The sequence below is a fragment of the Labilibacter marinus genome, from assembly GCF_001659685.2.
Lineage (GTDB): Bacteria > Bacteroidota > Bacteroidia > Bacteroidales > Marinilabiliaceae > Saccharicrinis > Saccharicrinis marinus.
In genome coordinates this window covers 82,755-96,671 of record NZ_LXYE02000021.1, presented here as the reverse complement: position 1 = coordinate 96,671, position 13,917 = coordinate 82,755, and the positions used below count along the sequence as shown (strand labels likewise).

Genomic DNA, 13,917 nt, shown 5'->3' with positions numbered 1-13,917 from the left:
GAAGTATTACAATCGGCTAGTTCATATTCTTTTAGTCGCTAATTTTAATTTCTTTTACGCCTTGTATATTAGCTCCTGCTGAAACATACCCCACTGCTCCTGGATTAGCTTTAACGTAATCAATAACTTCCTTATCACTCCCTTTTTCTGCTGGTGCTGTTGCAACTCCAGAGAAGATGGCTTGCTGCCAGTAACTACGTATCGATGACACTTTCTTTTTGTGTACTTTTACAGTAAATGCCTCTCTAACCGGAGAACTAGTTTTCTGATCAACAGGTTTTACTGTAGTACCATTCGACCACTTTTTCTTTTTCTTAAGTAAATAAGATGATAAATCTTTGCTAGATATAGTAGTGGTGTTGTTTGCATTGTTTACAACTACTTTAAACGATTGAGCTACGGCTCCTGACATCGTAAAAAGAGAAAATATGATGGCTATTAATATTTTATTTTTCATGATTCTAAATTTTAATGATTAGTAGTTTAAGTGTATCCTATGTTTATTAACTAGAATGAATAAATAAAGGATAACACTACTCCATCAATATCCTGAACCTCATGAGCGTAATGGATATATTCTAATTTGAACCCTGTTTCGAACATTGGTTGATAAAGTAATCCTCCTGTGTAACGTTGAAACTCGATGTCATTTGTTGTTTGATCTTCATATCTCACAAATGGAGTTACTTTACCTAATGCCTGACTAAGCTGAATAAACGATCCTTTAAGATCAATATCAGTGCCTCCCACATTAAAATCTGAATTCCAGACTTCCCCTATTAGTTGAGTATTGTTAAGCTTTAGTTTAAAGTTAACACCATAAGTAAATTTTTTAGCCTCTTCATTTTGAACAATATCATAAGCTGGTACATATAATTGCATTGTTTCATCTTTCGGTTTAAAAGCACTAAACCCAACATGAGCAATATCTGTATATGATAGCCCTACACTACCTCCAGCCGCAACATTATAAGTGTTATTATAAGATTGATCAATAGTATAAGGACTATTAATTAATTGTTTATAATAAGCAACCTCGTCACCAAAAAAGCCAACAGCTCCAGTTTTCATCCAAGTTGTATTTCTGTATCCCCCAGCAAATACATCATAGCTTACTTTAAAATCCTCCCCTGCAGAACCATTTATAGAAAGTGCATCCATCGTTAATGGAAAGAACTCATGATTTGAGACTAATACAGGCAAAGTTGCACTGGTATTTACAGGTGCGTAGTAGTAAGTATTCATAGGACTTAGAGGTGTTAAAAAGCGCCCTACTTTAAAATTTACATTATCAGAAGCCTTATATTCCAAGTTGGCTTCATTTAACATTTGATTAAACGAGAAATCTGGTCTGTATACAAATACAGCTTTAAATGTAAGATTTTCGGTTGGTTGATAGCTTGTTAGAATTCCTGCTTCGGACAGCGCAACTCCATACTCATTTTGGTAACCTTCTAATTTATTGAAGTAATTAAATTCGGTTGCAATATAACCTGTAATTCTTTTTTGCGGCTCCCAATCACTTTGAGCTTTTACAGTATCTACTTTTGCTAATAGCATTAAAATAGCTGTTACAAGTACAATTCTTTTCATCCTTTTGATTATTGAGTTATAAAATTTTATTATTTGATATTGAAATATAATTCGCCGTTAATAACATTATCCACGGCACTTTTAAGTTCTTTATAAACATCACGTTTTAAAACACATGCACTAAAATTAGCTTCAATTAAGGTAGGTTTATGATATTCGCTAGAATACATGGTTAGCGCTATTACCTTTACATTAGGATCTTTTATATTTTCAAAAAACCTGGAAGTAGTTTCTACCCCGTTCATACCAGGCATATTTATATCCATAAAAACAATGTTGGGTAACTCTTCTTTTTTCTCTTTTAAAAATTCCATACCAGAGCTATGTTCGCATAGTATATCCCAGTTAGTTTGGGTTTCAATATAAAACCGAAGCCCATCCCTGAAATACTGATTATCATCTACTATACAAACTTTTAATCGCTCACTCATGCTTGACTAATTTTAACATGACAAAGTTGCGAACTTGCAGAAAACCTTAAAAGAGGGGGAATATGTATATGAGCTAGGAGAAATACTATATTACGCTAAGGGAAAACCCTTAGTGACAATCTAAAGAATAGGCTATATACCTAATTTACAACACATATTACAAAAGTGTATTGTATTATTGAAATGAAAAACATTGAATTATTTAGATAATCTGTGATAGGGTAACGGATGCTGTGCATAGGCAACTACACCAGCATTTAAATAACGCTTACTGTACTTAGAATTTATCCCAACGAAATATGATTATTCTTGAGTGCCCAAATAACTAATTGAGCAATGTTTTTTTGATCGGTTTTACGAAGCAAGTTAGATCGGTGCACTTCTATTGTTTTAGGACTAAGAAATAACTCTTCTGATATTTCTTTTGAAGATAAACCTTTACATATCAACTTTAATACCTCCACTTCGCGTGGAGAAAGTGCTTTTTCTTTTTCCACCTCTTTATTAATAGCTTTAAAAGCCATCTTTTTTAATATCTCTTGCGAAAAGAAATTACCACCACTATTAACTTCGGTAACTGCTTGCATTAATTCATACTTGCCAGCCTTTTTAAGCACAAAGCCATGTGCTCCGGCATTTATCATTTGCAGGTAATACGAATCTTCTACAAACATGGTAACGGCAATAACTTTTATATCTGGTTTTATTTCTTTTAGCTTTATGGTGGTTTCGATGCCATTTAAACCCTCCATTTTAATGTCCATTAAAACAACATCCACTTCGAGAGGATCAATCTGTTTTAAAAACTCATCACCGGAGTTATAATCGGCTACAATATTAAAATTATCTACCTGACCTAAAACTAGCACTAAGCCTTCTCTAAACAATTCGTGGTCATCAACAATTACAATATTTATCATATATCTTGTTTTGGGATTTTAATATTTACGATAACACCTTTCCCAAGGTTACTTTTCATAACAAATAAACCATTAAAGGATTCTATTCTACTTTTTAAATTACCTAAGCCCATGCCTTTCTTGCTTAGCATAGCTTTCTCCAAATCAAAGCCTTTACCATTATCGGCGTAGTGTAAAATAATATCTTTATCGTTTTCAAATATTTTAAATATCACTTCGCTGGCCTCTGCATGCTTTAAAGTATTATTTATTAATTCTGTAAAAAGCCTATAAATGGTAATTTCTTTATTCTCGCTAAAGCGATTAATATCGGTATGTTTAAATTCTATATTTATTCTCTCGTCAATATTAAACTTTTCTATAAATGAATTAACTGCGGCAACAATACCATAATTAAGCAGAATATGTGGGCTAATATTAAAGGATATTTCGCTAATACTGTTCACTGCTTCCTCTATTAAATCAACCAATTTAGATTTAATCAGGTTCTGCCTTTCCTTATCCTGAGTATCAAGTAAGCCTTCTGTATAAAGTTTTATGGTTGTCAACAAAGGACCTATACCATCATGTAGATCTGAAGAAATCCTTTTGCGCTCATTTTCCTCTGTTGAAATAATAGAGTTCAATACCATATTATTATTCATCTTACGCGCAGTGATATCCTTTTCAACTACCATGTAATAATGCTCTCCCAGTAATTTTATATCCTGAATATTTACCAAAGTATAAGTTGGTTTCTCATTACCATAAGTATGCAACCATTCAAATATTTGCGCTTGTCCGTTTAATGCCTTTTGTATCACTTTTGCCAAGTGAATAGAAGCATTAGGCTCTTCAAATTCCTGATTTGGGTTACAATACGGTGGCAGTAATATTTCACCTTCATTTGTATCAGCATAAAGTTTTTGGGCAACACTATTATACTCTACCAACTGATTACCATTCATAATTATAATAGCATCATGGGTTTGCTCAAAAAGAGTTCGGTACAATTCCTCATTCTTCGATAATTCCTCAGCTGCCCTAGTTTGTTTTGTAACATCTTTTAGAACAACTAAAAATTTATAATCAAACGAGCCCTGCACTACTACCATTTGTGTTTGCAACACTAAACGTTCGCCTCCTTTTGATTTAACTTCAACTGTTAAATCAGGAACCTCCTCTCCTCCAAGTATCTTTTCTCTTCTTTTGTTTAAAATTTCTACGTAATGATCTCCCAAAAAGAATAGGCAACTCACCCCAACTATTTCTTCTCTACTAAAACCTGATACATTTAAACCCGCCTGATTAACATCCTGAATGATATAATCACTTGAAAGCAACATGTACCCATCGTAGCTATTATTAAATAACGTGAGGTAGTTATGCGCATGTTCAATGGCTAAGTTTTGTGCCGTTTCTTTATCGTCCATTTCTTGCTTTAAGCTTTCATTAAGAAGCCTTGCCTCGTCAACCTTCTTTTCAAGCAGTGTTATATTAGTCCTATTATTTATAAATACTACTGCAATTAAAGCAGCCATAAATAAAACACCTAATAGAGATTGCCCAATTCGGATAACCACCATATTAACATCTTCATGAAATACAATAGGGTCATAATAAAATGAGATGATCTTATAGTTTTGTAAAAATGGGTAACTGATATAAATGGCTACAGTTGCAATAACGACAAATAGGCTAACTTTTTTGGGGGAAGTTAACAAAGTGTAACTAATCAAGATTGTTAGGATACTTGTGATAAATTCAATATTACCCATTAAGAAAGCCTTTACACCAAAAAAAATGAGTACTATAAAAATAAGTACTCTTTTAACCATGTAAGGAATCCGATTGAAATAGAAGCTAACTAAAACTAATAAGACCATTAAGCCCATGTTGGAAGCGGCAGTAATAGGATGGAATTCCGAAGACTTACCACTAAAAAAATGTACATAAATGATTAATGGAACAATCAGAACAATTAAAGAAACAATAACTGCATTTGTTATTTTATGATTAAAATTAATCTCCTCGCCTTTCAACTTAAATACATCAAATATTTTCATGAGCTACTTTATCTTTTCTTATCCTGATTACTTACTGAAATTTACACCGGAGTATTAAATTAATAATAAATCTTTGATGCATAGATGATGGTAATAACCTACACTAAATTACTTTGTTTTAAAAATGACATATAGAATACTCCCCCTTTTTAAATATACCAATTTTAACATTTAACACAAAGTCTGATAATTGGGGATCTCTTTAAAATCTGTATCAAACCAAGTTCTCATACATCATACATACCTTAAGAGAACAAGGTTACTATTTAGAACAAGAAAGCCCCAATCATTATCGATTGAGGCCTTGTACTATTACAATATATACTTTTCAATAATTATGGTCGAGCTTCAAGTGGTATTAACTCCATATCATCGAAATAAATTAATTGCGTACCTGTTACTCCAGGATTATCTGCGTCATTGATTCTAACACCATAATTTTTAGTAGGCTGACCGGTAATTTCAACTTTTTTAGTTAGTGTTACCCAAGTGCCTTTTTCAATTTCTGAGATATCCCATGCATTGGTATATGCAGGTGTAGTCATATATGTTCTAAAAACTTTTAGCGTTGTATTTTCATCTACATAAACTTTTATCTTTTCAATATATGGCCCTGCTGGTGCCACTGCTCCGTTAGCAAGGAAAGCGGCAGCGGCAGCTTTAAATGTTGTTCCACTACCGTCAAATGTACAACTCATACTGGCCACTCCTTTGGCTGCAAGATCTTCAGTACGTGCAAATACCACAGGATTTTGGTTTCCTACCCACCAACCATCGGCAAAACCTTTTTTAAAGTTGGCGCTTGGTGTTTCAAAACCCATCTTAGTTGAATTTGTGACTGCTCCACCAATCTCCATGCTTACAAGTTTATCTTCGAATGCTTGAAGTTCTCTTTCGTCTAAAGATTGAATATTACCTCCTGCGTAGGTGATCCATACACTATCAGTATTGTATACTTCATCTGCCAAAGTAAGCTCTATCATGGTAGCATCGGTGCTACTTACTTTGGCTCCACTTACTTCTATCGTTTCATCAAAACCAATATTTTTTGCACGAACTGTAAAGTTAGCTTCCTCTCCAAAGAAATCGGCTACTTCTCCTGTTACATTAAAACCAATTAGCTTATCGCCAATTTCCTGAGCCTTACCTGTATATTCAAACGGCTGAGATGACTGCACTACTTTTACAATAAGTGGAATTAACTTTGATGTAGAGCCCTGTGGTAAATCTCCTGCCCTAGAAACATTAACGCTACCTGTGGCTACTCCCATTTTGTAATAAGCAATATTAGCTGAAGAATCGTTGGATGTAGCTGGTACTCCACCATCCATCATCCAAGTCCTTCTATTAGGTCGGCCAATGGTGGTTAAATCTACATAAGTTAACTCTTGTCCTACCTCAACGGTTACGGTATCCCATGTAGGTCTGTCCTCTTCGCTTGGAATATCTGTAGCTAATACTTCCTTTACCAATGTTTCACCAAAGTATACTTTAAATGCAGGTTCAATATGAGCATACACATCAACTAAAAAAGTGGTGTCAATCACCCACTCATCACCCATTCGAACAGTGGGAATAGTATCATCTTCGGCAGAAATAAACGCCGCTGAATCGGGATAGGTGTTATACAAATGCACCTCTTTTATTCCTGACTTGGCAAATAATATATGCGCTCTTGCTTCACTACTCATATTTCCTACTGACTGGTCGATAAAATCAGTATAAACCGTATCGCTTTTACTAAACTCTGGACGTAGAAAGTAACATCCTTCATCAATAGTCCATTGATGACTAGAGGCTCCTTGCGATAAATCCACAAAAGAAATATAATCATCTTGTGCTAATGCAAACATGGTATCCAATGGAGTTTCACTCATCTTCCATTCTACATCAGTAAAAAAATAGGGCGCTTCATAATCCTCGTCGCAAGCAAGCGTCATGAGGATTAGCGCTATGATTGATAATATTTTTATATTTTTCATTGTCTTCGATTGTTAGATAAGCACTTTAAGTTTTGCTGAATTTATTGCTTAAAGCCCTTATTATAATTAACCTGAATTCTAATAAGTTTAGTTAGATACAAACGGATTATTCAGTGTCTCATCCGTTGGTAGTGGAAAATACTCATGTACACTTGGCTTGTAATTTTCAGCCGCTAGTGTATATTCAATATACTCCAATCCAACTTTTGCAGGTTCCTCTTTATATAGGTAACACTTAGGTTTTGTTTTTTCAACTTCGGTAATTGGGTCGATATAAGTAAAGTCACCAATGTACCAGGTTTGCTTAGCCAAGTCTTCAAAACGAGATTTTGTGATACCCCATCGTCTCATATCAATAAAACGCATGGCATGACCTTCGATAGAACATTCTAATGGTTTTTCGATATACATATATCGTTGCCATAATGAATCTGCATCCGCCACATAATTGTAATCGTCATATCTACCACTACCATCATCAGTACCTAATAACTGTAAAGCCCAACGCTCACGAACATCGTTAATATAATCTAAAGCTCCTTGCGTATTACCTGTTTTCATTAAACATTCTGCCATCATCATGTAAACCTCACCTAATCGGTTTACCACAACATTTTTACCTGATTTCCAACTTGTACCACCAGCTAAATTTTCTTCGTCATCAATGCTACTGTGGTTGGTATATTGCTTAAAATATCCCACACTAAACTTTCCAAAAATCTTATTGATACCATTATTTCCTTCTTCATCGGTATATACCGCATAAGGTCTCATATAATATTCAGTATCTAAATCCTTGGCTAAACACATCATGGCAGAAGCTCGTAACGGTACTGTTCTTAAACGTGTATTTCCGTTTTTATCTGTAATCTCGTTTCTTGGGTCAGTTGCATCCATTACTTCTCTTTCGTACTCCCAAGCTAACCAAGCCGATGGAACGAATTCTGATGCTCCAGTAGGACTGGAATAACGAGATAATTTTTGAACCATGGATTCCTCTTGCCATTGTGTATATTCTAGGTTAAAATCTAATGTATAAGAGATTTCTAAAATAGATTCACGATTGAACTCTCCTGCGTTTGTAAATAACAAATTCATATCGCGAACCAACTCGTATCCATATAAAGGATTGCTGATGACATCATCAAAATAAACCATGGCCTCGTTATACTCTTCTTGATATAGATGACTCGTTCCTAATATTGTTGCAGCTGCTCCTTTGGTTACTTTTCCTTTTGTTTCGTAGGCAAAATCAAGATGATCGTATGCATAAACCAAATCCTTGCGGAAGAATTCAATAACCTCTTCGGAGCTAGAAACTGGCTTATATAAATCATCTATTGATGCAGCGTATTTATCATGAATTAGTACTTTACCCTGGTTATAAGTAGAATGTACATAAAAATGAAATAATCCTCTGAAAAAACGAGCTTGAGCCATTTGCTCTGTCCATCTTTCTTCATCCACTTTTCCTTCTAACCTAGATAAACCTTCAATAACCTGATTGGCTCTAAAAATACCTCTATAACAATACGCCCATTTATCATTTACATATTGCTCCGATTCGTTATACAAGTGTGTATACCAGGTTAACATTTTACTTAATGGTCTGTCTCGTTGACCTGGAAAAGCCATATCCGTACGATATGATTCTCGTTGTATTAGTAATAAATTCTGATCCATTAATGAAGCGTACACTCCATTTAAGGTAGCTTGTGTTTCATCTAAATTAGACCAGTAAATATCGGTATTTGGTCCATTCGGATTCGTTTGTTCTAAATAGTCTTCGCAAGATGTCAGCGCTAAAAACAATGCCATCACTGAAGCCATATATAATGTTATTCGTTTCATTCTTTTGTTGTTTTAGCTAATTAAAAATCAAGTTTTACACCCACCGAGTACGAAGAACTTACTGGATAATTTCCTTTATCAACACCTCTATTAGAAATGTTTCCTCCTACCTCTGGATCGTATCCTTCGTAATTAGTAAAGGTTAATGGATTTTGTGCCGTTACATAAACTCTACAGTTGCTAATGCCAATATTAGAAATCATGGTTTTTGGCACGGTATAACCCAAGGTTATATTTCGTAATCTCACATAACTTCCATCCTCTAACCAAAAATCGGTATAACCTCTATAGTTATCATGACTTTTACTGTCTCCTCTGTAAATAGGAATATCTGAATGATCATTAGCTGTCGTCCACATATACATTAAGTCAGGGTGAGTTTCGTAACTATACGCGGCCGCTTTAGAACCATTCATGATATCTCCACCTATGGCAGCATACCATTGCATAGAGAAATCGAATCCTTGGTAATCGACTGTCATATTTAAGCCTAATTCGTAATCAGGTAAACCGCTACCACTATATTCTCTATCCTCCGACGAAATGGAACCATCCTTGTTAGTATCTACATACATTAAGTCTCCCATTTTAGCCGTTGGGTTTAGCTTTTGATATTCTACCAGCTGCTCTTCGGTTTTAATAACTCCGTTAGTTGGGTTTAGGAAAAATGCACCCGCTTCGCGACCTAGCATAATGGCAGTAACAGTAGAAGCGCCATCTCCACTAATTAAGGCACTGTTTGAATTAACAATCACCGTTGAGTTACCCGACATTTGGGTAATTTCGTTTTCGTTTTTACTGAAAGTACCACCTAAGCTCCATTTCCATTTACCAATTTGGTTACGATATAACATCGATAATTCCATACCTTGATTACTCATATCACCCACATTTAATATTACATTGGCAGCCGATTTTCTTAAAGCTCCTGCAGATGCTGGAAGCTTAACTGGGAATAACATATCTTCCTTTTTTGTTTGGTAATAATCAGCATTGAAAGTCAATTTATTCTGAAAGAATCCTAAATCGATACCTACGTTAAACTGTTTGGATGTTTCCCATTGCACATCAGTATTGGCATATGTTTTTTGAGCTGTTCCTAAGGCCAACATATCCATTGAACCGTTAGAATAAGCATAATCTACATTTTGCGATAATACCGAAGAATATAAGTAGTTGCCAATGCGCTCGTTACCTGTAGTACCGTAACTTGCTCTAACTTTGAAACCGTTTACAACATCAGCAACAGGTTGCCAAAAATTTTCATCTGCTACATTCCATCCTGCCGAAACAGAAGGAAACAGTCCCCAACGATTCTTTTCAGAGAATTTAGAAGAACCATCTCTACGTGCACTGGCACTAAATAAATAACGTCCTTTGTAATCGTATTGTAATCTACCTAATGTTCCTAATAGAGTTGATTTATAATTGTTACCCGAATAAATAGTTGGGTTTATTGTACCACCATTAATTACTTTAATGTTATTGTTAGTAATACCTTCTTTTCTTCCATATACATTATCGTATGTTCTTTCTTCTGCAGAGAAGTTAACTAAGGCAGTAATCTTATGGTTGTTGATTTTCTTTACATAGTTTAATGCTGCCTCTGCGCTAAATAAAGTAGCACGATCTGTTGACATGCCACTATAACTTTTGGTAGGATCTATTTCCGCTACACCATCATCAATAACCGCATAAGCTGGAACAAATGTTTTACCATTATTATTAGTAATTCCTGCACCTATTTTTGTAAAAAACTTTAAACCTTTAGCTAGCTCATAATCCAAATTAACATTGGCATTTAAGCGATCGCGTTTATTATAGTCTTCCTTTTTAATGGCTTGAAGTACATAATCCATTTTGGTTCTATCTCCACCAGTAGCTTCAACCGCTTCTGTATCCGAATCTACATCTGGATAATAAGGTAAAAAACGATATGCTTGAGTAAGTAAGTTACCAACCGGCTTCTGTCTATCTTCTATAGAAAAGTTAATGCTGGTATTTACAGTTAATCTATTCTTATGAAATCTGGAATTAATCCTACCATTGAATCTTTCGAAATGAGAGTTAATAATAACCCCTTCTTGATTGTAGTATCCAAAAACAGCACTTGTTGTGAGATTTTTGCTACCTCCAGAAAAAGTAACATTATAATTTTGTGTTACAGCATTATCATTCTGCACTAAATCAATAATACTTGTTTCGTTGGTTAGCCATGAAGGATTTCTACTGGCAATATCGGTAGGGTACTGTGGCTCTGCATATCTGGCCTCAATAGCTTCGTAGTACATTTGTTCTTCGGTTGTCATTTTAGGCGTTCCCGAAGTAATATGCTGTATACCATACATACCATCCACGCTCACTCTCAACTCACCCGCTTCTCCTCTTTTGGTAGTAATTAAAATTACACCAGCTGCACCACGAGTTCCGTATACCGCACAAGAAGCTGCATCTTTTAGGATATCAATAGTTTCAATTTCGTTTGAACTTAATCTTGGATCACCATCCTGCGGAATTCCATCCACCACAAATAATGGTGTGTTTGAACCTCCAATAGAAGTTACCCCACGAATTTGAATACTTGCTGCAGCACCTGGTTCACCAGAAGCAGCCACAACGTTTACACCCGCTACTTGACCTTGCAGTGCCGTAGCTAAATCGGGCGTAACATGTTTACTTATTTGCTCCGATTTTACCTGCGTAACGGCACCAGTAACTTCTTTTTTCTTTTGTACACCATAACCAATCGCCACCACTTCATCTAAACCGATAAAGTCGTTTTCCATTTTTACATCAATCTTTTTTCCACTAATTACAACTTCTTGGTTTTTCATACCAACGAAACTAAATAGTAAGGTCTGTCCATTTTCCGCTTTTATGGAGTAATTTCCATCAAAATCAGAAATGGTTCCAACAGTAGTACCTTTAATTACTACACTAACGCCAGGAATTGGCATTCCATCTTCGCTACTGCTAATTACACCAGTTACTAAAATTTCTTGCGCATGCATTTCAACAGCGAAGAACATAATAGCACAAAGGATGGTTAGCACATAATGCCTCATCCGTGATCTGCTACTCATTAATCTCATCATCTTCATAGGATTTATTAAATACAAATTGAGTTTTTCTTGTAAAGAAATCTTAGTGTAAATTTTCATTTTTTAACAGAGTGATGAGTTCTTGGAAGTAATAGTCATGTTCTTCGGAGTTATTGAACTCGTAAGAACAAGGTTGAAAGAATAAGAACATGGCCTTATCCCTTATATGAAGAGGAATACAGGAATATTTTCCTCTATGTTGCAAACCCCATTAAATAATGAGTAACTAAACCCTTAAGTACGAAAAAAAAGCCTCTGCATTAAATTTTAACATTTATGCAAAGGCTCTAACTAACTATAACAAACTAATAATTGAATGACGCTCGTTTATTCCATACTTAATTGTTTATCCTTAAAATTAATCCATCCTGTTTTAACAATTTCGCCATTGAACTGACGGTTGTAATAATTATAGGCATTTCCGGCATATTTATAAACATCGAATATATCACCCTTACCCAAAACTCTTGGATCTTGCTGCTCAATAAGTCGCTTCTGCAACTCATCGTGCAGTAACTGCTTTACTTCTTCATACTCTTTATTCATAGCCAAGTTTTCCATACAATAAGGGTCTTTTTTAATGTTATATAATTCCTCCGCTTCTCTTTTTCCAAAGTTCAAACTCCATAAGGCATGTTCCTGTTCTTTATGATTTAAGATATATGATTTGGTTGGACTCCCATCTGTATTGGAATAACCTGTCTCTGGATTTCCTGCAGGCCATCGGTCATTTTTATAATTACATAAGTAAAGAAACTCATGTTTAACTATACCTCTAACGGGGTATCCCTGATCATTGGGTCGGCCTACATCATGACGCTCCTTACCGACTAACACAAAATCTCGATGTGATTCTACCTGCCCCTCCTTATCCGACTTAAGAATAGTCATTAAACTTTTCCCTGTAATGGATTTCATGCCAACTAGAGAATCATTTAATTGAGCTAACTCTAAAAAAGTAGGTGCGAAATCTGTAAAACTCACCATATCCGTTACAACTCTTCCCTTTGCTTTAATTCCATCAGGCCACATAATTGCCAAAGGTAAATGATTGGAATATTCGTATACCTGCCCTTTTACTCTTGGAAATGGCATGCCATTATCAGATGTAACCACAACCAGTGTATTGGCTAACTCTCCTATTTCCTCCAAGTAATTTAACATCTTCTGCAGGTGACTATCAAAGTATTCTATTTCAAATGCATAATCTAACATGTCTGTTCTTACCGTATCATTATCAGGCCAAAAAGATGGTACCTGAGTGATTTCTTCTAGGTTTTTACCACCTCTATTTATAGCAGACTTAAACTCATATTTACGATGTGGTTCCTTGGAGCCAAACCAGCAGTAGAATGGAGCATCTTTGGGTTTCGCTTTTAAAAAGTTTTTAAAATTCTCGGCATAGTCTATTTTACTGATGCCCTTAGTTGGTGGTGTAGTTTTAACAGAGTTAAAAGCGGGTCCTGTTAATTGACGAGGAACTCCATTTACACTACCTGCATTTCCGGGTGACCACCCCTTACCTATATACCCCGTCCAATAACCGTGCTGTTTGAGCGCCTCAGGAAAAGTTTTAAATTGCTTTGGGAAATATGGATTGTGGTTGGCGGCTTCCTCTAGTTGCCAACTGTTTCTGCCCGTTAAAACAACAGAACGCGAGGGAGAACATTTAGCGTTAGGTGTATACGCATTGCTAAATAAAACCCCTTCGTTAGCTACTCTATCAAATGCCGGAGTTTTTACCCAAGCGCAACCGTATGCACTAAAATGCTCCCACGAAGCATCGTCTGCTATACAAAATAGAATATTCGTCTTTTTCTGCTGCTTATCTAAATTATTGCATGCAACCGTTAACAACAAAATTCCTCCCAAAAGGAGTTTCCATTTTTTTAAATAAGAATAGGCCATTTGTTACTACTTTAATCCTCCTCTTCAACTTGAAAAGGTTAGAAACAAATGAACTGAAAACTATAAAATGAATGATTCGTGGACGT

Annotated in this window: 9 protein-coding genes; all 9 read right to left on the bottom strand. The window is 35.4% G+C overall.

Translation table 11 applies throughout. The features are described from left to right. Positions 1 to 31 precede the first annotated feature (31 nt). Positions 32 to 457 (bottom strand): hypothetical protein, encoded by a 426-nt coding sequence (locus tag A8L32_RS10880; RefSeq protein WP_075590549.1) that lies wholly within the window; start codon positions 455 to 457, stop codon positions 32 to 34. Between the two features lie 50 nt (positions 458 to 507). After that, complete coding sequence (locus tag A8L32_RS10875) at positions 508 to 1,593, bottom strand: hypothetical protein (protein WP_075590548.1); 1,086 nt, start codon at positions 1,591 to 1,593, stop codon at positions 508 to 510. A gap of 29 nt (positions 1,594 to 1,622) precedes the next feature. Then, positions 1,623 to 2,024, bottom strand: coding sequence for a response regulator (locus tag A8L32_RS10870; protein WP_075590547.1), 402 nt, complete (start codon positions 2,022 to 2,024; stop codon positions 1,623 to 1,625). Between the two features lie 284 nt (positions 2,025 to 2,308). Then, the gene (locus A8L32_RS10865) at positions 2,309 to 2,944 is read right to left on the bottom strand and encodes a response regulator (RefSeq protein ID WP_075590546.1); all 636 of its coding nucleotides are present in this window, start codon (positions 2,942 to 2,944) and stop codon (positions 2,309 to 2,311) included. Beyond that, on the bottom strand, positions 2,941 to 4,989 hold the full coding sequence (locus A8L32_RS10860) for a PAS domain-containing sensor histidine kinase (protein ID WP_075590545.1): 2,049 nt from the start codon (positions 4,987 to 4,989) through the stop codon (positions 2,941 to 2,943). The genes A8L32_RS10865 and A8L32_RS10860 overlap by 4 nt, the downstream gene beginning before the upstream one ends. Positions 4,990 to 5,324: 335 nt before the next feature. Continuing rightward, positions 5,325 to 6,971 carry a hypothetical protein gene (locus A8L32_RS10855; RefSeq protein ID WP_143525073.1) on the bottom strand — a complete coding sequence of 549 codons (1,647 nt, stop codon included), beginning with the start codon at positions 6,969 to 6,971 and terminating at the stop codon, positions 5,325 to 5,327. Positions 6,972 to 7,058: 87 nt separating this feature from the next. Then, entirely contained in the window at positions 7,059 to 8,822 is a 1,764-nt protein-coding gene (locus tag A8L32_RS10850; RefSeq protein ID WP_075590543.1) for a RagB/SusD family nutrient uptake outer membrane protein, read from the bottom strand. A gap of 20 nt (positions 8,823 to 8,842) precedes the next feature. Next, positions 8,843 to 11,917 (bottom strand): SusC/RagA family TonB-linked outer membrane protein, encoded by a 3,075-nt coding sequence (locus tag A8L32_RS10845; RefSeq protein ID WP_158027227.1) that lies wholly within the window; start codon positions 11,915 to 11,917, stop codon positions 8,843 to 8,845. 333 nt (positions 11,918 to 12,250) lie between these two features. After that, positions 12,251 to 13,831, bottom strand: a complete 1,581-nt coding sequence (locus A8L32_RS10840; protein WP_075590542.1) for a sulfatase family protein — start codon at positions 13,829 to 13,831, stop codon at positions 12,251 to 12,253. Positions 13,832 to 13,917: the final 86 nt, after the last annotated feature.